Annotated in this window: 21 protein-coding genes; 8 read left to right on the plus strand and 13 right to left on the minus strand. The window is 52.9% G+C overall.

Going from position 1 to position 23,760, the window contains the following annotated elements; genetic code table 11:
* Window positions 1-29 precede the first annotated feature (29 nt).
* Both EGT51_RS01800 and EGT51_RS01805 read right to left on the minus strand, forming a co-directional pair.
* A complete protein-coding gene (locus EGT51_RS01800; protein ID WP_135367099.1) occupies window positions 30-677 on the minus strand; it encodes an endonuclease III domain-containing protein in 648 nt (215 codons plus the stop codon).
* Between the two features lie 222 nt (window positions 678-899).
* Window positions 900-1,160, minus strand: a complete 261-nt coding sequence (locus tag EGT51_RS01805) for a hypothetical protein (protein WP_135367100.1) — start codon at window positions 1,158-1,160, stop codon at window positions 900-902.
* 156 nt (window positions 1,161-1,316) lie between these two features.
* On the opposite strand from EGT51_RS01805, the gene EGT51_RS01810 reads away from it, so the two are divergent.
* The 3 genes from EGT51_RS01810 to EGT51_RS01820 all read left to right on the plus strand — a co-directional run bounded on the left by EGT51_RS01810 (window position 1,317) and on the right by EGT51_RS01820 (window position 5,012).
* Complete coding sequence (locus EGT51_RS01810; protein WP_135367101.1) at window positions 1,317-2,042, plus strand: gamma-glutamyl-gamma-aminobutyrate hydrolase family protein; 726 nt, start codon at window positions 1,317-1,319, stop codon at window positions 2,040-2,042.
* An 81-nt stretch (window positions 2,043-2,123) separates the two neighbouring features.
* Window positions 2,124-2,780, plus strand: a complete 657-nt coding sequence (locus EGT51_RS01815) for a YczE/YyaS/YitT family protein (RefSeq protein WP_135367102.1) — start codon at window positions 2,124-2,126, stop codon at window positions 2,778-2,780.
* Window positions 2,781-3,155: 375 nt separating this feature from the next.
* Window positions 3,156-5,012 carry a DUF5776 domain-containing protein gene (locus tag EGT51_RS01820; RefSeq protein ID WP_135367103.1) on the plus strand — a complete coding sequence of 619 codons (1,857 nt, stop codon included), beginning with the start codon at window positions 3,156-3,158 and terminating at the stop codon, window positions 5,010-5,012.
* 101 nt (window positions 5,013-5,113) lie between these two features.
* Here EGT51_RS01820 and EGT51_RS01825 read toward each other — a convergent pair whose 3' ends face one another.
* Both EGT51_RS01825 and EGT51_RS01830 read right to left on the minus strand, forming a co-directional pair.
* Window positions 5,114-6,958, minus strand: coding sequence for a S53 family peptidase (locus EGT51_RS01825; RefSeq protein ID WP_135367104.1), 1,845 nt, complete (start codon window positions 6,956-6,958; stop codon window positions 5,114-5,116).
* 706 nt (window positions 6,959-7,664) lie between these two features.
* On the minus strand, window positions 7,665-8,555 hold the full coding sequence (locus tag EGT51_RS01830) for an alpha/beta hydrolase (RefSeq protein ID WP_135367105.1): 891 nt from the start codon (window positions 8,553-8,555) through the stop codon (window positions 7,665-7,667).
* A 168-nt stretch (window positions 8,556-8,723) separates the two neighbouring features.
* Between EGT51_RS01830 and EGT51_RS01835 the strand changes: the two genes are divergently transcribed.
* Together EGT51_RS01835 and EGT51_RS01840 are read left to right on the plus strand one after the other, a co-directional pair.
* Window positions 8,724-9,518 (plus strand): tyrosine-protein phosphatase, encoded by a 795-nt coding sequence (locus tag EGT51_RS01835; protein WP_135367106.1) that lies wholly within the window; start codon window positions 8,724-8,726, stop codon window positions 9,516-9,518.
* Between the two features lie 66 nt (window positions 9,519-9,584).
* On the plus strand, window positions 9,585-10,523 hold the full coding sequence (locus EGT51_RS01840) for an alpha/beta hydrolase (protein WP_135367107.1): 939 nt from the start codon (window positions 9,585-9,587) through the stop codon (window positions 10,521-10,523).
* A gap of 360 nt (window positions 10,524-10,883) precedes the next feature.
* Here EGT51_RS01840 and EGT51_RS01845 read toward each other — a convergent pair whose 3' ends face one another.
* From EGT51_RS01845 to purB, 3 genes are read right to left on the minus strand one after another with little or no spacing between them, the layout of a single operon-like run.
* On the minus strand, window positions 10,884-11,081 hold the full coding sequence (locus EGT51_RS01845) for a hypothetical protein (protein WP_135367108.1): 198 nt from the start codon (window positions 11,079-11,081) through the stop codon (window positions 10,884-10,886).
* Between the two features lie 29 nt (window positions 11,082-11,110).
* The gene (locus tag EGT51_RS01850; protein WP_135367109.1) at window positions 11,111-11,332 is read right to left on the minus strand and encodes a hypothetical protein; all 222 of its coding nucleotides are present in this window, start codon (window positions 11,330-11,332) and stop codon (window positions 11,111-11,113) included.
* A gap of 27 nt (window positions 11,333-11,359) precedes the next feature.
* Window positions 11,360-12,655, minus strand: a complete 1,296-nt coding sequence (gene purB / locus EGT51_RS01855) for an adenylosuccinate lyase (RefSeq protein WP_135367110.1) — start codon at window positions 12,653-12,655, stop codon at window positions 11,360-11,362.
* Between the two features lie 273 nt (window positions 12,656-12,928).
* Here purB and EGT51_RS01860 point away from each other — a divergent pair, with 273 nt between their 5' ends.
* Together EGT51_RS01860 and EGT51_RS01865 are read left to right on the plus strand one after the other, a co-directional pair.
* On the plus strand, window positions 12,929-14,215 hold the full coding sequence (locus tag EGT51_RS01860) for an adenylosuccinate synthase (protein ID WP_135367111.1): 1,287 nt from the start codon (window positions 12,929-12,931) through the stop codon (window positions 14,213-14,215).
* A gap of 25 nt (window positions 14,216-14,240) precedes the next feature.
* Window positions 14,241-15,227 carry a GMP reductase gene (locus tag EGT51_RS01865; RefSeq protein WP_135367112.1) on the plus strand — a complete coding sequence of 329 codons (987 nt, stop codon included), beginning with the start codon at window positions 14,241-14,243 and terminating at the stop codon, window positions 15,225-15,227.
* Between the two features lie 486 nt (window positions 15,228-15,713).
* On the opposite strand, the gene EGT51_RS01870 is transcribed toward EGT51_RS01865, so the two are convergent.
* The 6 genes from EGT51_RS01870 to EGT51_RS01895 form a co-directional block, all read right to left on the minus strand.
* Window positions 15,714-16,430: a nuclease-related domain-containing protein gene (locus tag EGT51_RS01870; protein ID WP_167850119.1), complete on the minus strand. Its 717-nt coding sequence runs from the start codon at window positions 16,428-16,430 to the stop codon at window positions 15,714-15,716.
* A gap of 374 nt (window positions 16,431-16,804) precedes the next feature.
* On the minus strand, window positions 16,805-17,146 hold the full coding sequence (locus EGT51_RS01875) for a hypothetical protein (RefSeq protein ID WP_135367114.1): 342 nt from the start codon (window positions 17,144-17,146) through the stop codon (window positions 16,805-16,807).
* 351 nt (window positions 17,147-17,497) lie between these two features.
* Window positions 17,498-17,929, minus strand: coding sequence for a universal stress protein (locus EGT51_RS01880; protein ID WP_404819912.1), 432 nt, complete (start codon window positions 17,927-17,929; stop codon window positions 17,498-17,500).
* Window positions 17,913-19,502 (minus strand): Nramp family divalent metal transporter, encoded by a 1,590-nt coding sequence (locus EGT51_RS01885; protein ID WP_135367115.1) that lies wholly within the window; start codon window positions 19,500-19,502, stop codon window positions 17,913-17,915. The genes EGT51_RS01880 and EGT51_RS01885 overlap by 17 nt, the downstream gene beginning before the upstream one ends.
* A gap of 867 nt (window positions 19,503-20,369) precedes the next feature.
* Window positions 20,370-20,801: a universal stress protein gene (locus EGT51_RS01890; protein ID WP_135367116.1), complete on the minus strand. Its 432-nt coding sequence runs from the start codon at window positions 20,799-20,801 to the stop codon at window positions 20,370-20,372.
* A gap of 2 nt (window positions 20,802-20,803) precedes the next feature.
* Window positions 20,804-22,396 (minus strand): Nramp family divalent metal transporter, encoded by a 1,593-nt coding sequence (locus tag EGT51_RS01895; protein WP_135367117.1) that lies wholly within the window; start codon window positions 22,394-22,396, stop codon window positions 20,804-20,806.
* 391 nt (window positions 22,397-22,787) lie between these two features.
* On the opposite strand from EGT51_RS01895, the gene EGT51_RS01900 reads away from it, so the two are divergent.
* Window positions 22,788-23,453: a metal-dependent transcriptional regulator gene (locus EGT51_RS01900; protein WP_135367118.1), complete on the plus strand. Its 666-nt coding sequence runs from the start codon at window positions 22,788-22,790 to the stop codon at window positions 23,451-23,453.
* The last annotated feature ends 307 nt before the right edge of the window (window positions 23,454-23,760 follow it).

Here is a 23,760-nt window from a genome sequence, read left to right on the forward strand (position 1 = left end):
TCTTGGCTATCAAATCGAAGCAGGCAGCTTTACACCACCAACCGTTGCCCCGCCAAAAATGACTGCGCAAAGTCGGCGTCGTCTTTGACTTGCTTGCCGAATTCGTCGATCAGCGCGTGGAACTCTTGGCAATCGGCTAGGCCCAATGGAAACTGGCGCAGGACTTGTTTTTGAAAAGCCGGGTATGTCTTGGGCATGGTCGCACCGAGCCAGGCAAACAGGCGGCGCGCGTAGGTATCGACCATGAAGGTGCCGTGGTCCAGCGTGTACATCAAGATGTAGTCGGCCGTTTCGTTGCCGATACCGGTAATGGCCATGAGATCCGCGCGCAGACTACTGCCGGAACGTTGCTTGAGCGCGGCCAAATCATCATTGGCCTGCCCCAACCAGGTGGCCAGCGCCAAAATGGCGGGACCCTTGCGATTGTAAAAACCGCTGGAGCGAATCAGTGGCGTGATGGTTGTCGGCGTCAGTGCCCGCAATTTGACCGGGTCAAAGCCCGTGACGCGTTTCAAATTGATCAGTGAAGGCTCCACGTTGCGCCAGTTGGTGTTTTGGACCAAGATGGCGCCCAGCATGATCTCCACGGGTGTCTCCGCCCACGGTGTCCCCGGTTTCAGCCAAGGTTGCGGCCCCATTTCTGCGGCCATGCGGTGGTACAGTTCTTCAATCGTCATGCGTGTCCTCCTTGTTTATGGTTAAATTGTTTAGGGCGACACGGTCCGTGCTGGCCGCCTGGCCGTTCGCGCGAGGCTTGGAAGCGAGCCGGCAGACCGCCCCTCAGGCTGGAGGCGTTCCCCAGAACAGGCAGAGCCCCTGTCAGCTGCAGGCACTCCCCCTATCCACCCGTCAAAAAAGCTAGCCGCGCGCGATACGTGACTAGCCCTTAACGCTTCTCTTTATTTAGCACCATTGTTGCGCTTGATGACCAAGCGGATATCTTCATCCGTGCCTTCTGGGTGCAGCTCCTCTTTGTAATCGAAGTTCGCGCTTTGGAAGTACTTCTTGATTTCATCGTTGATTGTCTCGACGGCGCGCACGTCTTTGTCTTGCCGTTTCAATAAAAGCGTGTATTCCTTTGAATCCTCATCGACGTTTTCAAAACGATACTCAATCGCTTCGGAATTCAAAATTTCTTGAATCAACTGCCGTTCTGTCATCATGTTTACCTCGCTTAAATTTAGTCTACTTCCTCATTGTAAAGTTATTTAGAAAATTTGTTAACTATTTCGTTACAAGTTCCGTCAGTTCTGGTGACAAATTTCCTTTAAAATGGGTATACTGGTCAACAAACACTTGGGAAAGGAAGCGACGCCATGCGTCCTCGCATTGCTTTGCCCGCCGATACACTCGACGAGGCCACTAATATCATCAACGAAAGAAACGCGGCTTTTGCCCCGCGACCGGCCGTCGAAGCCATTGTCAAAACCGGCGGCCTACCCATTATTTTACCCAGCATCGACCCGGAAGACGTGGCCGACTACCTACCCCTATTCGATGGGGTCGCCTTTCTCGGCGGGGCCGACGTGGATCCGACCTTCTTTGGCGAGGAACCCCACATGCGACTCGGCAAGACCTACCGCAAGCGGGATTTATTTGAAATCGAACTGTTAAAACAGGCCGTCGCCGCCAACAAGGCCATCTTGGGCATTTGCCGCGGCCTGCAGCTGATTAACGTGGGCTTGGGCGGCACGCTGTACCAAGACCTGAGCGAAGATCCGCTGGCCCAGCTCAAACACAGCCAGGCCGCTATGGGCAATCAGCCTAGCCACCACGTTACGGTCGTGCCCGACAGCACGCTGGCCACCCTGACCGGCAAGCGCCCCTACGTCAATTCGCGCCACCACCAGGCCATCAAAGACGTCGCCCCCAGTCTGCGGGTGACCGCCAGTGCCGACGACCAGGTCATTGAAGCGCTCGAATCCAAGGCCGATGATCAGATTCTGGGTGTCCAGTGGCATCCGGAAAACATGTACAAGCACCACGCCGAATCGCGCCAGATTTTCCAAAATTTCGTCGACCGTGCGGCGAACCGCATGTAAAAAGTTGGTAAAGGGCCTTTTCATTGGCCGGCACTTCCATTACACTAGAGTTTGTGACAGAAAACTAGGAGGTGTGTGGTCGTGGCGAAAATGAAGGACTTTGGGCAACGGATGCGTTTTTTAGGCTTCTCCATCGTCCTGAACTCGGCGGCCAACGCCTTAACCATCTCCACCAACCTGGGGAGTGCCGTGTGGACCGGGTCGTCCGTGAACCTGGCCAACTGGATTCACGTACCCCTAGGAACGACGCTGTTTATCTACGGCATCGTCATTACGCTGTTGAACCAACTGTTACTGGGGCAATTCGACCGGCGCCGGTTCGTCTCCAACCTGCTGTACATCATCCCCTTCAGTTACCTGGTCGAATGGATCGGCTATTTCTGGAACTGGCTAGGGGTGGGACAACTGTCCCTAACCGGCCGCGTCATCGTCGATATCATTGGCTTGTTCGGCGTTGCCTTTGCCGTGTCCATTTACAACCGGTGCAACATCATCATGCACCCCAACGATGACCTGGCGTACATCCTGCGGTTCAAATACCTCCGCGGCTCCGCCATCATCGCCCAGTGGGCCAGTTACGCGCCGCCGCTGTTGATCATCATCCTGTCTTATCTCTTCACCGGTGAGCTGCACGCCATTGGTTTTGGGACGATTTGGGCCTTGGTCACCCAGGGCATCGTCATGGGCTGGGCCGACTATCACGTCTTTCCGCGGTTAAAACACCACGTCGACGTTTAAAATTTAATGAGCAATTACCACAGCGAGTGGCTCCATGTTTTCAGGAGCTAGTCGCTGTTTTTGTGTCTAAATCTGGCGTCATCCAACGCCCCCTGAACGAAATCGCCGACAACTACCGTCGGTGACAACCCTTGTCAGACCGGCTTAGCGCCAGTTTTTTGGCTCAATAAACTTTCTGGCGTAACCATTTCTGGTTGAAACCGTCTTGTCATGGGGTCACTTTTTAAAATCTGTGTAAACGGCATTTTTTCAATTATCACTCTATTAATGAAAATTGATAAATCCCGTTATCATACCATTTAGGGTAGCTTTTACAACAATAATTATGCTATACTACAGCTAATTAGAGGACTAAAAGTAAAAGGGGTGTGCTAAATGACTAGGGTAATTAGCAAACTGATGACGGCCGGATTAACGGTAATTTTATTGACCGGCCTCGCAGCGCCAGCACTGGCACAAGCAGATACAACGACAGATACTGTCACGACGACGAAACAGGCCAAGGGTGAAAGCGCTATCAAAATCAGTGCGGTCGAAACACCGTACGCTTACTTCAGTACGACTAGCGGCATCAAACGCTTGTCAACGCTAACGGGCTGGCCGGAGAGTTTAACGGTTGACCAACTCAAAGACGATGACTACATGCAAAAATTGCAAGCTAGTCATCCCGAAAACGATGCCGATACCATGGATTCGATTCGCCAGCAAATGCTGCTAATGGCTGAAAATTTGCCCAATTTTAATTTACAAAAATCCTATATTGCCAACATGCTTGATGAAGCCGGCATTGAATCATCTGATACCACTGCGGATTCTTCCGCCAATAACATGGTAATATCAATCTACATGACTCTTTGGGAAGCTATGATGTCTGTGGCCCACAGCGCAGGGATCATGGATCAAGCAGCTATGTCACAATACTATCAAAATACGGTCATCCCCGATCTCAAGCAACTGAATGCCCCTGATGCTGTCATTACGCTCTACGATCCAACAGACTTCTCGGATGAGTTTTTCCAAAAATTGATCACAAGTGTCTTCGATCCCGCGTATAAGAACTTAACCACGAATTTTTCCGCATTAGCCGATCTATCACCGGAGGAATTTCTCAAGATTAATCTAGCTGAAAGTGTCAATGAACAAAAGAAGTTGATGTTAACGCCGCTGATTGATTTTACCACGAAGCTTCCCGACGGTTCCTACAAGCTGAAAGGTATTGTTCTCTCTGAATTCACCTTCATCAGCACCGGCCTACCAGCCGAGGTCACGCCAACGCCGACCCCCACTCCGACGCCTGCAAAAGCACAACCGGTAACGGTCCGCTACGTCGATGAACAAGGAAAAACGCTGGCACCGGACCAACTGTTGACCGGCGAACTGGGCGCGAGCTACCACAGTGACGCTCTGGACATCCCCAACTACACGCTGACGAAAACGCCCGCCAACGCCACGGGGACCTTTACCAGTGACGCCCAGACGGTGACCTACGTTTACGCCAAGCCGGCCCTACAAACTGGGAGCGCTGCCGCCACCGTCGACCCGGTTGCACCTAAGGGAACCGTGATCTACGCCACCAAGAAAATCGGTCTCTACCGCACGGCTACCTTTAGTAAGAAACAGGTAAAACGCTGGTACGCCAAGAAGTCGCGGACGAACCGGCCCATGTTTGTGGTCACCGGCTACGCCAAGTCCAAGAACGGCGTCAAGCGCTACCACGTCAAGGACGTCAACCACCACAGTAAGACGGCTGGCAAGACCGGCTACGTCACGACCAAACGGGCCTACACCGCACCGGTTTACTACGCCAAGAAGCACGCCAAGATCACGGTCATCAATCCGGCCGGAGTCAATGGCTATGCCAAACAAAATCTCACCCAGAAACGGGCGCACTACCGGCAAGGCCAGGTTCTGAAGGTCAAGCGCATCGTGCGCCACAACCTGACGACCCGTTTCGTCTTGACTAACGGCCGCTACGTCACGGCCAACAAGCAACTGGTCCAAGCCGGCAAGGTCCAAATGCCGAAGCAAATCAAAACCAAGCATGCCATCAACCGTTACACCACGGCGAACCTGACCCGAAAGAATCGCCACATCGCCAAGCACACGACGCTCAAGGTCACCGGCTGGGCCTACTCAAACGCTAACAACTTCAATAAGCGCGACACCCTCCGGTACCACGTGGCGGGCGGCTACATCACCGCTAATAAGCACTTGGTGCGCGTGGTTAAGTAACACCGATTTTTAACCACAACAAAAGCAGTAGCACTGACTGAGAAGTCGGGCTACTGCTTTTTTAGGTGACGTTCGGAGTCAATACACAGCCGATAACGTCTTTACTTAAAGACCTTGGCCAACTGGTCAAAGTCCACGGTCCCCAGTCCGGCGGCTTGATTGTAAGTCTTGCCGGGTTGGCCAACGTAGTAGAGATTGCCGTTGTTCGTGTCAGAATCCAATTTGGTAAACGGCGATTGACTGGTCTGGGCTAACGCGTACAGTTGCGGGTTCCACAGCCCCATGCGCTTGCTGCGGTCACTGTTGATGACGGCGGCCATGGCGGCAAACTGTGGCGCAACCACGCTGGTCCCACCGACCGTGCTCCAGCCGTCGCTACTGTTGTAGTCGTCATAACCGGTCAACGGGTCGGCATCGGCCACGACATCCGGATAATTCCGCCCACTGGCCTTGCCCGTGATCAGGCTGGCATTCAGCTGGGGCAGGCCGTCGCTATTCAGATACTGCCGTGCGTTGTAGGTGTTCACCCCGGAAACGCCCTTTTGGTATTGTGGCGTCGCATACAGCGTGGAAATTCCGCCGCCACTACCACTCTGCAGCATGCTCATCAGATCAGAATTCTTTTGGAAGAAGGCCCGGTCTTGGGCGTAGGCGTCAAATAAGGCGTCGCCACCCCAGGTCCGTTCCTTGGTAATCTTGACCTCGGCGCCATCGGCCAACGTACCTTCAACCGGCAACGTGGTCCCCCCGGTCGCCGTGACCCACGGGTTGTTGGCGGGGAAATTGGCGTAGATGCCCTCATCGACATCCCCATTTTTAGCCAATTCTTCGCCGTAAGCACCGGTGTCACCACTGGCCGCAAACGTGGAGACACCTTGCACGGCTCCTTGTGCCAGCAACGTGTTCATGATGCTGCCGTATAGCGGGGTCAAGACGTGATATTGATTGAGGCTTTGCAGCACGCCTTCCGACAAGCCCCAGCTCAACGACAACGTGCTGGCTTTATTTTCACCAAACGCGGTCGCAAAGGCATTGAGCCAACCAACATCGCTCAACGAAGCCGTGTAAACGCGAATCTTGGCCTTGGGCGCTAAGGCCCCAGCCTGTTCCACGTCCAGCGACGTTTCGGCATTGCCGGGATCGACATTGCCCCAAATATTCATGCCACCCGTTGACTTGACACTGATGCGATTGGCCGAAGCGGGCACGCCTTCAGCGGACCAGAAATGGGTGATGTCTGACTTGTTGACCTTGCTAAAGCTGATGATGCCAATGGTTTGCCCGCTACCGTTATTGCCACTGGTCAGGCCGGTGGCGTTATATTGCTTCAAGAAGTTTTGCGGTGCACCACTGCTGGTGGGACCGTCCGTCGTGGTGCTGGCCGTGTCCGCGAGACTGGACAGCTTGACTAAGTTCGTGATCCCGACCACGGCCTTGATGGGCTTGGCCACGTTCTTCGGCAGCTTCGGCGTCTTCTTGGAATACTGAATCTTGGTGCCGTGGTAGCGCGCCGTCTTTAATTTGGTGGCAAAGGTCTTGTCGACCGCACTGGCACTCCCCTTGATCTGCATGATTAGGCCATCATTAAAGGTCGTTACTTTAAACTTATGTGCTTTAAAATATTTGGCTAACCGCTTGGTTGTGGTCGTGGACTGACCGAACTTCTGGCGGAACTGTTTGGGTGTTAGGTAGGACTTGAACTGCCGATTGCCCGCCGTGTTGACGGCGTAGGCGGTCTGGGTCAATTTCGCTGAATTCCGGGTGTTCAAGACCAAATCTAAAGTCACCGTCTTGCTAGATGAGACTTGTTTGACATTGGTTAATCCGGCCAGTTGGCCTTCACGATACGGCGTGGCGACCGTGCTGGTAGTGGCCGCGGTGGCTTGCAGACCACCAAAGCCCCCCAGCCCCACAATCAGGCCGGCCACGAGAAAACGAATCTTCATAGGACATCCCCTCCATTTAGCATTATTATACGCTGTCGTCTCGGCAAACGGTGGCCCCAATTCTTCCGTTAAGCAACATAACTAAATGGCCGAATCAAGCGCCCGCTAACGGAGGGGTGGCCAATCACGCGGTTGCCGTTACGGATGGTTGGACCGGACCGTAGTTATGGTAGTTCTTAGGGTAAACGGTCGGGCAATTTCGGCGATGTGGCTAAACACAGTCTACGTTGGTGTTTGACTGGCCGCCTGCCGTTGCGCGAAAGATGAGCTGGTTCGCTGTGGGCGGACGGGCCGAGCCTGAGAAGCGGTCTCGGCACCTCGCTTTGAGCCGAAACCCACGTCTCAAAGGCGCCAAACTAGTCCGCACCGGTCGCCTTGCCGTTCGCCAAATATGAGTTGGAACGCTGAGGGCGCCGGGCCAAGCCAAAGGACGGTCTTGGCCCTCAAATCGAAGCCGACAGCCCACGTCTCCGATTTGTCAGTTTTCTAAGCGGCAAGGCCCCCGCCGCTAAGTAAACTCCCACAGCTGAACTCATATTTGGCGAACTATCGGCTACGGTAGTGATTGTCAACGACCATCGCTCAAACCACTCGTCAATTATCATAGTCCGTTCATCCGATTGGATAAGACCTCAGACTGCTCCCGTCCACCCCAAGGCAAACCAAAAAGGAGACCAGGCCACACTGCCTCATCTCCCACAATCACTTACGATTCGATATTTTGGGTCAAGATAAACTGCTTAATTTCCTTCAACGTCCGTTTGGTCTCGGGGAGCTTGCCCCATAAGATGTAATCATGCAGCATCGACTTGACCTCGCGGGCCTTGTACGGGGTGCCGCTGGCTTCTGCTAGCTTTTGGACCAGCCGTTGGTCATCGGCTGCCAGTAGTTCGTTGGTGCCATAATACAACAGGATTGGCCCCAGGTCGTCAAAATCGCCGTAAATGGGGCTGACCAGCGGATCGGTCACCGGATGGTCGCCGGCATAATCGAAACCGATCTTCTTTAAGGTCGCCAGCGTCAAATACGGGTCATTTTTTGCGGCGGCCTTTAAATCGGGATTCATCATGCTCAGGTCCGCCCACGGTGAGATCAACACGGACCCCGCCGGCAATGGCTTTTGGTGGATCTTCAGCTGTTGCAGCAGCGTTAACGCCAGCCCGCCGCCCGCGGAATCGCCCATCAAGAAGAACTGGTCATCCGGATACTGCGCCAGCAAGTAATCATAGGCGTTCATGGCGAAAATCACGGTTTCATCGACCGTGGCTTCCGGCACCAGCGGATAATCGACGTACGAGACCCGCAGATTGGCCTGCTGGATCAGCGTTTCCATCAATTCCCGGTGGCTGTCGATGCCCTGCATCGTGTAGGCCCCACCGTGAAACAACAATACGTGTTGCCGCAACGGTGCGCCCGAAGCCGCCGTTAAAATACGCCCACCAAAGACTTGCCGTTCCTTCGTCACGATGGTAGCCGGAAACTTCTCGGGCACCACGGCCCGGTTTTGCCGACTGGGCTGTAAAAATGCTTGTTGAATCTGCTGTTTGAGCTGACTATGCTGGGTCTTGAAGAGTAACCATTTCCCACGCAAACTCACGACTATCACCCTATCTTTTTGCCTTCATCAAATTCTCTCGACTTATATTGCCAGTATACAGCGTTTCGGGAAAAAACGCCTCCCTTAGAGTGAATTACTAGGTAATTTTCCCCAAAACCGTTAGAATAGAAGACGTAACGATTGCGATGAAAGGGTGGCAAAAAGCCAATGACAAATAACCGAAAACTAAACGTGACTGGCGGCTGGAATTTCCGGGAACTAGGTGGCTATTCAACCGTTGACGGACACACCGTCAAGTGGCACAAGTTACTGCGGACGGACGGGTTGGCACGGCTTACCCCGGATGACCAGACGTTACTGCAAGACTACGGGGTCGTGGCAGACGTTGACTTCCGTTCCAATGCCGAACGCCAGCAAGCGCCCGACAAGGTTCCTGCCGGGGTCAAGTATCATTTTCTCCCGGTCTTCCCTGAAGGCGACGAGACTGACGCCTCCGCCACCCAAGAAGAATTGGAACAACGCTTCAACAGCAATGATCAGGCCGGCTACCAGCACATGCTCGACGTTTACCGCAAAATGGTGACGTTGCCCAGCGCCCAAGCCGCCTACCACGACTTCTTCGCGACGCTGTTGACCAACGAACAAACGGAAAAATCCGTGCTGTTCCACTGTACCGCCGGCAAGGACCGGACCGGGATGGGCGCGTTTTTGACCTTGAATGCCCTAAACGTTGACCCCCAAACCATTCAGCAGGATTACCTGTTGACCAACGCCAACGTGATGCCGCTGGTGGATAAGCAAAGCGAGCAGGCCCGACAAAGCGGTCACTCGGAGGCGTTTGTCACCAACATCCGGGCGCTATCGACCGTCAATCCCGATTATCTCGCCGCCGCAACCAAGGTCATCAACACCCAGTACGGCGGGGTGCAGGATTACTTGCACGACGTCTTGGACTTGTCGCACACCGACTTAACCAATTTACGCAAACTCTATTTGGACTAGAACTCCTTACCAGGCTAACCGCTTTACGGGTAGTCTGGTTTTTTAACTGGAAAGGACTGGATAAGAATGAAGAAAAAAACACTGACCTGGGCCTTGCCACTGGCGGGAATCGCCCTGACCTCACTGGCCGCCAGCGAACACCTTTTTAATTTCGCCTTCAAGCGCGTCAACTACGTCCCGGAGACCTCCGCGGACAAGCAGAAATACGCCGATGCCTATTACGCCTACGTGGACTGGTACCAGCAGATTCCCAAGGAAAAATGGTATCTGCACGAACACGACCCGCAAAACCGCATGGTGGCCGAATACATCCCCGCCGAAACGCCCAGCCGCCAGACCGTCATCATTTCACACGGCTACAAGGGCAACGGCGAGACCATGGCCAACTTTGCCCAAATGTATCACCGCCTCGGCTTCAATGTCTTGCTTCCGGACGACCGGGGCCACGGCGAAAGCGCCGGCAAGTACATCAGCTTTGGTTGGCTCGATCGCCTCGACTACTTACAATGGATCCAACAGGTCATCGACCGGGCGGACAACGACGTCAAGATCCTTCTGTTCGGCGTCAGCATGGGGGGCGCAACGATGGAAATGCTCTCCGGGGAAACGTTGCCGGACCAGGTCAAGGCCATCATCGCCGACTGTGGCTACTCCAGCATTGAGGCCGAGCTGACCTACCTGTTGAAGCGCCAATTCCACCTGCCCAAGTACCCCATCGAACCACTGGTCAGCACCATTTCCAAGCGCCGATTGGGCTATTATCTGGGCGACGTGACCGCCACGGAACAGTTGCAGAAAAACAAGCGGCCCATTCTCTTCATTCACGGGGAAAAGGACGTGTACGTGCCGGTGGGGATGGCCTACGAAAATTACGCGGCCACCCATGCCCCCAAGCAATTGTGGATTGTGAAAAATGCGTCGCACGCCGAAAGTTTTTGGATCAACCCGGCCCGTTACCAGCAACATGTGACGGAATTTCTCCAAACGTACTTCGACGGCGAGTGAACCTTAAGCCTAACTTAACGGCATTTGGCCGGTTATCGCAATTCCTTCACATTTTAGTTTTTCTTTACCAATTAATCAAAAAGTCATCATGACTTTGCCCCGATTCTATTCACAAACTCCGGGTATAGTAATAACCATAGTAATTAGCCAATACCGATTACTACTAAATTCTATTCCAATCCCTTTTGATTCTCTCCCCCTAAGAGAATCATCCCCATGGTTAGGTTCCCTCAAGCCTAGCCACTCCTCTAAAATACATTTACACCCCCTAATGTGAATGTACTCCTCATGAAAAAAAGTTCGGCATCGCTCTTCCCCGAGAGTGACGCCGAACTTTTTGTTTTGGGCTGAAAGTTGAAATTAGCGCGCTAATTGTCGTAACGACGGTGTTTTGACATTTGAAATTGGTGAAACCAGACGCCTGCTCTGGGGAACACCTCCAGCCTGAGGAGCGGTCTTCCGGTTCGCTTGAATGTGCATCGGCTCATGACTCGCGTTCACCTGTCGCAACAATTTCAACAGGGTTTCGTCCGCAGGTGTTGCACGATAATCTGCCATTTTAGAACCCCTTTACTTACCCGCACGCTCTACAGCCAGCGCCAAGCCTTATACAGGTCCTCGCGCTGTTGGACCGTTTGGTGTTGGGCGGCCGCAGCCAATTGTTTTTGCACCGCTGCCCACTGTTGCTCACTCACCAAAATCGCATCCGTGGTTTGATCCTCAATGCGGACTGCCTTACCATCTTTGACCTCTTGCAATAAACGCTGGAGATTTCGCTGCGCATCAGCTGGTGAATACACCTTTTCCATTGTTCATTCCCCCCAAGTTTTCGCGTGTTAGTCCAAACCTAGACGTTTAAAAATAAAGTCCACGCGGCGTAAGTGATAGTGATAATCAAACGCGTCGTCAATCTGCGCCGGCGTTAACCGGGCCGTAATTTCCGCATTGGCTTCCACCAATGGCCGGAACTGGGTCTGTTGGTCCCAAGCCTGTGCCGTCAGTGGTTGGACCAAATCGTAGGCAGCTTCACGACTCAAACCGGTCTCAATCAGCTTCAATAAGAGTCGTTGACTGTAGATCAAGCCGTAAGTGCGCCCCATGTTGGCCTTCATGGTTTCCGGGAATACGTCCAAATTGGTGAGGATCCGGTTAATGCGGTGAAGCATGTAGTCCAACAATGTCGTGCTTTCTGGCAAAATCATCCGTTCCGCCGATGAATGGGAAATATCGCGTTCGTGCCAGAGGCTGACATTTTCGTAGGCCGTGACCATGGTGCCCCGTAAGACGCGGGCCAGGCCAGTTACGTTTTCCGAGCCGATGGGGTTACGCTTGTGCGGCATCGCCGACGAGCCCTTTTGCCCGGGATTGAAATGTTCTTCGACCTCATGAATCTCCGAGCGCTGAAGGCTCCGGATCTCCGTGGCAATGTTTTCCACGCCCGTGCCAATCAAGGCCAGCGTCGCAATGTAGTCGGCGTGCAGGTCTCGCGGCAACACCTGACTGGCGATTGGTTGCGCACTGATGCCCAATTGGTCGCAGACGAAGGCTTCTACCTCGGGCGGCACATTGGCAAAGGTACCAACTGCGCCACTGATCTTCCCGGTCTCCACCCCAGCGGCGGCCCGGTCGAAGCGTTCCAGGTTCCGTTGCATTTCGGCGTAGAAGCGCGCTAATTTCAACCCAAAGGTGGTCGGTTCGGCTTGCACCCCGTGCGTCCGGCCAATCATGACTGTTTCCTTATACTTTAAGGCCAGGTCCTTGAGCGTGGCAATCAACGCCACCAAGCTCTGCCGAATCACCACGTTGGCCTGCTTCAGCCGGTACCCCTGCGCCGTATCCACGACATCGGTACTGGTGACGCCAAAGTGGATCCACTTGCGTTCGGCCCCCAGAGATTCCGAGACGTTGCGGGTGAAGGCCACCATATCGTGGTGCGTCACGGCTTCAATCTCGGCGATGCGGTCGACGTCAAACGTGGCGTTTTCCCGAATTTTCTGGGCATCTGCCACGGGGACCTCACCTAATTTCGCCCAGGCTTCGTCAATTGCCACTTCAACGGCAAGCCAAGACTGATACTGATTTTCCAGGGACCAAATCTGGCCCATTTCTGGTCGGGTGTAGCGTTCTAACATCAAGTTTCCTCCTCAGTAATAGGTAAAATCCGAACATTATTTTTAAAATTCGTTTCTTGCTCTGCTATCTATTTTAGCATAGAACATCCTAGTTTTACCAGACATTTCACCGTTATATCCATTATTAATTAGTTTCTACCCATAATTAAAAGAACTTTTATACAGGATATTTAAATAATTGTTCGCTTTTCACTTGCAATTCAATTACGAACTTGATACAATAATTTTTGCTGGGTGTTCGGCCCGGTAAAAAATAACGATGAGGTGTTTGCAATGTCATCAACAGTAGTAGTTGGTAGTCAATGGGGCGATGAAGGTAAAGGAAAGATCACGGATTTTCTGAGTGAGAAGGCTGATGTCATTGCCCGCTACCAAGGTGGTGACAATGCCGGCCACACCATCGTCTTCAATGGTCAAACGTTCAAGTTGCGCCTGATTCCTTCGGGGATCTTCTACGCCGATAAATTGAGCGTGATTGGCAACGGTGTCGTGGTCAACCCGAAGTCTTTGATTGAAGAGTTAACTTATCTTCATGACAACGGCGTTTCGACGGATAATTTACGGATTTCCGACCGGGCACACGTCATCCTGCCCTACCACATCTTGTTGGACCAAGCCCAAGAAAAGGCCAAGGAAAACAAGATTGGTACCACCAACAAGGGTATCGGCCCGGCTTACATGGATAAAGCCGAACGAATCGGGATTCGCATTGCCGATTTATTGGATCATGATATCTTTGCGGACAAATTACGCCAGAACTTAATTGAAAAGAACAATGTTTTAACCAAACTTTACGGTGTTGAACCATTAGACTTCGACACGATTTTCAACGAATACTATGCCCTAGGCCAACAGATCAAGCAACACGTGACCGACACGTCGGTGGTCATCAACGATGCCATCGATGCCGGCAAGAACGTCCTCTTCGAAGGCGCGCAAGGCGTCATGTTGGATATTGACCACGGCACTTATCCGTTTGTCACCTCCTCGAACCCCGTGGCTGGTGGCGTGACCATCGGTGCTGGGGTAGGTCCCACTAAGATTGACCACGTGGTTGGGGTCTGCAAGGCCTACACCTCTCGTGTGGGTGATGGTCCCTTCCCAACGGAACTCTTCGATGAAATTGGCGACACGATTCGCGAAACGGGCCACGAATACGGCACCGTTACCAAGCGGCCCCGGCGGATCGGTTGGTTCGACAGCGTCGTGTTACGCCACGCCAAGCGCGTTTCCGGTTTGACCAGCTTATCGCTGAACTGCTTGGACGTGTTGACCGGCTTAAAGACCGTCAAGATTTGCAAGGCCTACGCGCTGAACGGGGAAACCATTTACCATTACCCTGCTAGCCTGGTCGACCTGGACGCCTGCCAACCAATCTATGATGAACTGCCCGGTTGGACAGAAGACATCACCGGTTGCCACTCGGTCGCTGAACTGCCTGTCAACGCCCAAAATTACGTTAAACGCTTAGCCGAACTGGTCGGTGTGGATATTGCCACGTTGTCCGTCGGCCCAGACCGCGAACAGACGAACATCTTACGTGACGTCTGGAACGCCTAACCCCACGAACAAGGAGTGACTGCTCATGCATCCCGCAGAAGTATTTGATTACGAAGATATTCAACTCGTTCCCAATAAATGTATCATCGACAGCCGCAGTGAGGCCGATACCAGCATCGCATTTGGCCCCCACCGCTTTAAAATTCCGGTCGTGCCTGCTAACATGGAAACGGTCATCAACGAACCGCTCGCCGTCTGGTTAGCGCAAAACGACTATTTCTACGTCATGCACCGCTTCCATCCGGAAGAACGGCGCGGTTTCATCGAACGCATGCACGAAAAATCGCTGTTTGCTTCCATTAGTGTGGGTGTCAAACCGGACGAACACGCCTTCATCGACGAACTGGCTGCCGCAAAATTGGTGCCGGAATACATTACCATCGACATCGCCCACGGCCACAGCGACGCGGTCATTCAGATGATCAAGCAGATCAAGACCAAGTTACCAGACAGCTTTGTAATCGCCGGTAACGTCGGTACGCCTGAAGCCGTGCGGGAACTGGAAAACGCCGGTGCGGACGCCACCAAGGTCGGCATTGGCCCGGGTAAGGCCTGCATCACCAAGCTCAAGACCGGTTTTGGGACCGGGGGTTGGCAACTGGCCGCCGTACGTCTCTGCGCCAAGGCCGCTCGCAAGCCGATCATCGCGGACGGTGGGATTCGCTACAACGGTGACATCGCCAAGTCCGTTCGCTTCGGCGCCAGCATGGTCATGATTGGCTCCATGTTAGCGGGCCACGAACAATCTCCTGGTAACAAATTGACCATCGACGGGCGGACCTTCAAGCAATACTGGGGTTCTGCCTCCGAGAAGCAAAAGGGCGCCTACCGTAACGTTGAGGGCAAGCAAATGCTGGTCCCTTACCGCGGCGACATCGCCAACACGTTAAACGCCATGCAAGAAGACTTGCAATCCTCAATCTCCTACGCCGGTGGCCGGAATCTGCTGGACATTCGGACCGTGGACTACGTGATTGTGAAGAGTTCCATCATGAATGGTGACAATTACTAACGACAACTTAAAATAAACAGGCTTCAACTCATTTTTACGTGAGTTGAAGCCTGTTTTGTGTCTAAAACTAAAGGTTAAAAGTGAAAATCAACTGGAACTACTGTTAGCATGAAACTCCTGGCGTCAAAATAGTCGTTTACAGTCACGTAATACAAACTGGTCGCCTACCGTTCGCCAAGATAGTGCTTGCCAGTAACACTCATCTTAACCCTAGATGGTAACCTCATTGACGACTAGTCTATCATTAACACAGTGTTGCTGATAGGCATCAACTTGCCGGAGGCAGCCAGGGTGGAGCCAGCTGTGTCGGCGGTGTTGGCTGAGGTTTTGTCTCAGCCTACAGCGCGGGACGACTTGAGAGACTGGCCGGTTTTGTCAGGCTTTCAAGCGAACCGGAAGACCGCTTCTCAGGCTGGAGGTGTTCCCCAGAGCAGGCGGAACCCTGGCTGACGCAGGCATCTGGTTTCACCAATTTTGGGTAACCCGCTAATCAAACAAAATCGTCCGGTGGATCAGCCGGGCAATCGCATCGACCTGGTCGTCTCTGAGTTCCAACTGCCGGGGCAGTCGCTCGTGGACGGCGTCGTAGAACTCCCGGAAGTGTTGTGGCTTGGTGAAGCCCTCGCCCCAGTCGTCGTAATTATTGCTGTAGGGACGATTCAACACGCCGTTGGGGTCCACGACCTGGTCGTCTGCCGCCCGACTGACATAGTTATAAAAGACAAATTCGTGAATGTAGGGCTTGATCCCTAACTCGTTTAACTTATCTTGAATCAAACTGTTCAGGCTCAACCCGGACAGTTCCACCTGCCGAATCGGATTTTCATCCCCGGTATATACCTGAACATTTTCTGGACTCTTAATGCACATCGTAAAACTCTGGTTGCCTTGGTTCATGACCTCTTGCGGTAACAGCCGCGATAACAGGGTCTTACCCGCTTCGTTGCCACCAACCATTTTTAGCAGATCCCGTAGCCGCACATCATGGTAGACCGTCCCCGTCCAATATTTGGTCTCAATCATGAAGATGCCCTTACGACAAATCACCAGGTGATCGACTTGCCGGTTGGGAAACCGACTGTCATCTGAATCTAGATATAAATTGGCAAATATATGAAATTTATCTTCTGGATATTTATTGCTTAATTCTTTTAATAATTTATAAGTGCGGTACTCGCCACGATTGGTGTAATTAACCGACATGGGTATCATCCTCCGTATCTTCTAGTATATGATGAAACGCTGCCTGAAACTAGCAGATTTTGATAATGACTTGCCGCTCACCTCACCAGTTATATAGACCCGCAGCCGTGAGCGGAATCGAGACTCCCTTTGGGCACACGTTTCAGTTAAGTAAAGAGCCTGGGGCACCTCCCAGGCTCCTTTCGATTTACCTTTACGTAGCTGAAACGTGCGCCAAAAGGCAGCCGGTTCCGCTTAAACCTGATAACCAAACAATCCAAGCCCGGGATTATTCGGTTATCAGCCTTAATGCTCGCCGGCTAATCGCCTTTTGTCCCACTCTCGTGATTTTTCGTCTCCAATTAATTAGCGGTCCTCAGGCATCGACGTGAAAGTCATTCGTCCTTTGACGAAATGGCCAACCGCCGTTTCCCCAGTCTGCTTAATCGTCTCCACCACGGCGACCGCTTCTTCGACGTTGGTCGTTGTTCCACCGGTCCGCCAACCTGCAGGCTGATCTTGGTATCACCCGCGGGTGCGGTCACTTCCGCAAACGACCGCGGCTCGGGGACGTTCGCGCTCACCCGGTATTGCGTGTCTATCAATTTAGCCGCCATTGCCAAGGCCGCTTCCGCTGTCGTTCCCCAAGTGAGACCGATTTCTGGAATGGTCACGCAATACCGCCCCGCTTCGGCATGCAAGACCACGGTGTAAATACATCCTTTGTCATCGCTCATCACGACGCCCCCTAACCTTACTCGCAAATTGAGCGGCCACCCGCTCACGATTCCTCGCTTTCATTATGGCGAGACGGCTTGGGGCTTGCAACGCTAAGCACTAGTTTCGATAGTTACCCTGCCTTACTGACTCAACGATTGGCCAAATAAAACGGGCCCGGAAAAAATCCCAGGCCCGTTTTCATTACCTTTACATCGCTGAAACGTGCGCCCAAAGGCAGCCGGTTCCGCTTAAAACTGCTAACCAAACAAGCCAAGACCCGGATTATTCGGGTAGCAGCCTTAATGCTCGCCGGCTAATCACCTTTCGTCTCACTCTCACTTGTTGACTCATTAACACACTACCGTCACTTACCGCACCACCAGCACCGAAATCGGCGCGTACTTCGCCATGTAGGCGGCCTGGCTGCCGAAATGGCGGCTGACGCCTTGCTTGGCGATTGACCCGATGATCAACAGATCCGGTTTAACCCGGGGAATCACGTCCTTGACCATGGTCTCACCGGGTTCGCCCTCGCTGACCATGACCTGCACGTCCGACACGCCCGCGTCTTGCGCTTGCTTTTGGTAATCGCGCAGGTGTTCCTTCAAGGCGGCGTATTCGCCGTGCACGAAATCCGTGTCCAGCACTTGATACACGTTCATGTTCTGGCTTTCCAGAATTGAAACGATGACCAACGTGGCCTGGTCCCGTTTAGCTTGATGAATCGCGTACTTAAAGGCCAACAGGGCATCCGGCGAATCGTCGACCCCGACGAGGATCTTTTTAGCGATCATTTTCATCGGACGTCGCCTCCTCAGACTTGGTGGCCAGTTCCTTCGCTAGCCGTTGGTTGCCATGGTGTAACTCGATGACCGTCCAAGCTAAGAGGGCCAACACGATGATAATCAAGCCGTACGCAATGCCGTTAGCCAATGCCAATTTGTCCCCAGTAACGTTATCGCCGAAGAAGGCTTGGACTTGACCCGGCATGCCTTCCAGGTTCAGCGCCGTCAACGCAATGACGGAGAACCAGCCGAGAATCTTGACCCACCAAGAGTTCTTGAACCGCGCGCCCATTTCCAGCTTGCTATCCGTCATCATCAACAACGGCAACATGGAAAATGGCAGGGCGAACGCCAAGAAGACTTGCGAGTTGTTCATCAAATCATTCAACGCTTCGTGTTCCGCAATGGCACTCTTGCCCCGCGTCAACATGACACAGATCAGCACGGGAATCACGGAGATCAGCCGGGTAACCAACCGCCGTAACCACAGTGGCATCCGCATGTGCACGAAGCCTTCCATGATGACTTGCCCGGTCAGCGTCCCGGTGATCGTGGAATTTTGCCCGGAAGCCAGTAAGGCCACCGCAAACAGCGTGGACAAGACCCCGGTCCGCGCCACGCCCGCCAGTACACCGTTACTCATGGTGCTGGTATCTGACAGCGCGTGGAACAGCCCGAAGAACGATGGGTCCTTGACCGCACCGGTCTTGAACACCGCAACCCCCATGATCAACAGCAAGGCGTTGACGAAGAAGGCAAAGGTCAGTTGGATGTTGGAATCCAGGCCGGCAAACTTCACCGTCCGCGCCACGTCTTCTTCATCGTTGTGGTCGACGGCCCGCGTTTGCGAAATCGCCGAGTGCAGGTACAAATTGTGCGGCATGACCGTGGCCCCGATGATGCCTAAGGCCCCGTTCAATGGCGTCATGCCGGCAACCGCGTGACTGGTCGAGAAAGTCTCGCCGGTTGGGATCAGGCCCTTGAACACGCCGCCCCAATCGGGTTCGGACAAGGCGACTTGGTAAACGAAGACGAACAGGATCACCATGATCAAGCAGACCACGATGGCTTCGATCTTCCGGAAGCCGACCTTCGTCAGTAACAACAGTAACAAGACATCAAAGACCGTGATAAAGACGGCGATGACCAACGGAATGCGGAACAGCAGGTATAACGCAATCGCCGCCCCAATGACTTCCGCAATATCCGTGGCCATGATGGCCAGTTCCGTCAAGAGCCACAAAACCACGCCCAACGATTTACTGGTTCGGGCCCGAATCGCTTGGGCCAAATCCATCTGACTCACGATGCCAAGTTTAGCTGCCATGTACTGCAACAGCATCGCAATCAAACTTGACATCAAGATAACAGACATCAAGAGGTACTGGAAGTTTTGCCCCCCGGTAATCGACGTCGACCAGTTCCCGGGATCCATGTACCCCACTGCGACTAACGCACCAGGCCCCGAATACGCAAACAACGTTTTCCAAAAACCAATATCTTTCGGTACCTTCACTGACCCATTGATTTCTTCTAGCGACCGGCCATTCGCATATTCGATCAACTTGTGCTTCTTTTCGTCAGCCATAGACTCGCCCTCCTCTGGTCGCATTCTCCGACCAGCATCAGTGTAAGGCAATCACCACGGCCATTGTCGCTAAAGGGCTCAAAAAGTTCAACACGGCTGATCTCAAAAAAATCCAGCCACGCAAAAAGCCGCCAGACCGCAGTTTCACGGCCCAGCGACTTCACATATCTCACTTTACTATCTAACTGCATTCCCCGTGGCATCTTATCACGTGTCTCATGGCGATAAGCTTCGTTGTTGACCGCTTCATGGTAGAAACTGTCCGCCTACCGTTCGCCAAATATGGGTTGGAACGCTGGGGCGGACGGGTCGAGCCAAAGAACGGTCTCGACGCCTCGCTTTGAGCCGAAGAACACGTCTATATCCGCCACATAGCCGAAACGTGCGCCAACAGGCAACTGGTTCCGCTTAACACTGCTAGGCAAATAATCCAAGACCGGGATTATCCGCCTAGCACCGTTAATGCTCGCCAGTTAACCGCCTGTCGTCACACTCTGTTCAGCGGCTGAACCCATATTTGGCGAACTCTCGGCTACGGAACTGGTCGGCAATAATATTGCTTAGCCCTCGGTAGCACGCAATTGTCAACCGGTGGCTAAGCAATATTACTTGATAAGTACCGACTTGCCGGAGGCGGCCAGGGTGGAGCCAGCTGTGTCGACGGTGTTGGCCGAGGTTGTTTCTCGGCCTACAGCGTGGGGCGACTTGGGAGACTGGCGGGTTGTGCCAGGCTTCAAAGCGAACCGGAAGCCCGTACTTTGGCTGGAGGTGTTCCCCAGAGCAGGTGGAACCCTGGCCGACGCAGGCCCTGGTTTCACTAGTTTAGCGGTCAGAATACCGGCACCGAGTTTCCCCTAACAATCTAACCTACCGGACGACCATTACCGAGATGGGGGCGTATTTGGCCATGTAGGCTGCTTGGCTCCCGAAGTATCGGCTAACGCCTTTTTTGGCAATCGACCCGATGACTAACAGGTCCGGTTGCACGTGCGGAATCACATCGCGCACGATGGTTTCCCCTGGTTCACCTTCCGCAATCACCAGTTTAACGTCGGTCACACCGGCGTCTTGGGCTTGCTTTTGGTAGCTCTTCACGTGGTCACGCAACTCGTCGCGCTCCCCGTGGACGTAGTCGCTGTCCAAAGCTTGATACACGTTCATGTCGTCATGTTCCAAGACGGACACGATGATCAGTTCCGCCTGGTCGCGCTTGGCTTGGTGAATGGCATAGTCAAATGCCAACAGTGCGTCGGCCGAGTCATCGACCCCTACTAGAATTCGTTTAAATGTCGTTGCCATGACTAGGCCTCCTCGTCTTCGATCGCGCTATCCGCATGGTCCGCTGCCAGTTGTGCTTCCAACCGCTTGCTTCCCTTGTGGAGCTCAATAATCGTCCAAGCTAATAAGATCAAGATGGCAGCATCTAAGACGTAGGCAATGCCATTGGCCATCGCCGTTTGGCTGGCGGTAATGCTATCCCCGTAGAAGCCTTGAATGGAAGCCGGCATGTTGATCAGGTTCAGGTAGGTCAAGACTAAGACAGAGACCCAACCTAAAATCTTGACCCACATGGAGTTCTTGAACCGCTTGCCCATTTCTACCTTACTATCCGTCATCATCAACAACGGTAACATGGAGAACGGTAAGGCAAAGGCCAAGAAGACCTGCGAGTTGTTCATCAAATCATTCAACGCTTCGTGTTCGTCAATGGCACTCTTACCACTGGTCAACATGACACAGATCAGCACGGGAATCACAGAGATCAGCCGGGTGACTAACCGCCGTAACCACAGCGGCATCCGCATGTGCACGAAGCCTTCCATGATGACTTGCCCAGTCAAAGTCCCAGTAATCGTGGAGTTTTGGCCTGAAGCTAACAAGGCTACCGCAAACAGCGTGGACAGTACTCCGGTCCGGGCCACGCCAGCCAACACACCGTTACTCATGGTGCTGGTATCTGACAAGGCTTGGAACAAACCGAAGAATGAAGGGTCTTTAACGGACCCACTCTTGAAGACGGCAACCCCCATGATCAACAGTAAGGCGTTCACGAAGAAGGCCAACGTTAATTGAATGTTGGAGTCCCAGCTGGTGAACTTCACCGTGCGTGCCACATCATCTTCATCGTTGTGGTCAATTTCCCGCGTTTGCGAAATCGCTGAATGCAGGTACAAGTTGTGGGGCATGACCGTGGCCCCGATAATCCCCAAGGCCCCACTGATTGGCGTTTGGCCACCAATCTTAGGCGTGGAGGCAATCGTCTTGGCGCTTGGAATCAAGCCACCGAAGACGCCGCCCCAGTCTGGGTTAGATAAGGCAACTTCGTAGGCAAAGACTGCCAAGATCACTAAAATCAAGCAAACCACAATGGCTTCAATCTTACGGAATCCAATCTTAGTCAATAATAATAAGAGCAGAACATCTAAAACCGTAATGAAGACGGCAATCACCAACGGAATGTGGAAGAGCAAATACAAGGCAATCGCTGCCCCGATAACTTCCGCAATATCCGTCGCCATAATGGCAAATTCCGTTAAGATCCACAACACGATGCCTAGTGACTTACTGGTCCGGGCCCGAATCGCCTGGGCTAAGTCCATTTGGCTCACGATACCAAGTTTAGCTGCCATGTATTGCAGTAACATCGCAATCAAACTTGAAATCAAGATAATCGACATCAATAAGTATTGGAAATTTTGCCCACCCGTGATGGACGTTGACCAGTTACCTGGATCCATGTAACCGACCGCAACTAATGCGCCAGGCCCAGAGTACATGAATAATGTTTTCCAGAACCCTTTCCCCTTTGGTACTCTAACCGTACCGTTAATTTCTTCAAGTGACCGCCCATTGGCATATTCAATGAGTTTGTGTTTCTTTGGTGTATCACTCAAAATCAAGACCCCCTTCTGTTTCCTACAAGGCCCATTGTACCCTAAAGTTCACTTAAATCAAATAGATTTTTAGGGGCAATTAACTTTAAAATATGAACTTATTAATAAAATTGTCCGCAACTAAAGCGGTTTCATTCCTGGTTTTATCGGTTGGCTGGCGGTGAACTGATTTTGTGAAAAATACAGAAACTTTTTTCGGTCCACAAAACTTTGCCGGGTAAAATGCCCGTTTGTCGGCATTTTATTTTATAATTTCCTTATGAAACGATTATCAAAACGTTAACTATCAGAAAAATTTGCAACCTGTCGCCAAGACCAGTAGAATTTAAACCGTAAAAAATAATTTTTAGGGGTACTGAACTATTGCACCATTTTCTGGGGAGTTGATTAGATGTCGAACCATCAAAATACGTATTTAAAAATTATCGCCGAGTGTAGTTTTGCCCGTGCACGCGTCAGTAATAAGCAGATCATTCATTTTGCCAACGTAACGCCGGCGACCGTGACCGAGGCCACCCGGCAGCTACAGGCCCAAGGGTTGGTCAATCGCCGGCGCTACACGGGCGTCACACTGACTGAACAAGGCCGTGACCAGGCGCGCCGGCTGCTGTTCGCCTATCGGCTGTGCGAGGTGTTCTTGGACCGTCAGCTGCATTTGCCCCTGGCCCAAATTCCAGATCAGGCCTGGCAAATGGCCGATAGTCTGACGCTAGCGACCGTGGCGGCGTTGGCCGATTACCTCGACCATCCCCAACGCAGTCCGTTCGGCGGTGCCTTGAAGCCGGATCTGATGCTCGATGACAGCCGCGTTACCCGACTCAGCGACGTTCCCGTCAATACGACGGTCACGCTGTGTGGGTACCTGGAAACGGCCAACCTGGTGGCCTACGTGACACACCTGTGCCTGCCGCTAGACACGCCGGTCACGGTGACCGCCCGTGACGACGAGCTGCACTTGCTGTATCTCCAGCTACCGGACCAGCGCGAGATCACGGTCAACGGGCTGGTAGCGACTTATTTGTACACGGAGCCGGTAGTTGTCCCCGTTGAGAACTAACCATTTGGTGTCAGTTAAAGGCTGAAAGACAAAAATCAGCTGGAACTATTGTGATCATGCGACTCATGGCTTTAAAAATAGTCGTTTACAGCCTCACAACACGAACTGGCCGCCTACCGTTCGCCAAATATGGGTTGGAACGCTGGGGCGGACGGGTCGAGCCAAAAGGCGGTCTCGACACCTCGCTTTGAGCCGCAAACCACGTCTCAAAGACGCCAGTTCCCTAAGCGTCATGAACCGCGCCGCTAAGGGAACTCCCACGGCTGAACCCATATTTGGCGAACTCTCGGCTACGGTAGTGCGGGTT

Origin of the sequence: Levilactobacillus suantsaiihabitans, assembly GCF_004745505.1 — a bacterium.
Lineage (GTDB): Bacteria > Bacillota > Bacilli > Lactobacillales > Lactobacillaceae > Levilactobacillus > Levilactobacillus suantsaiihabitans.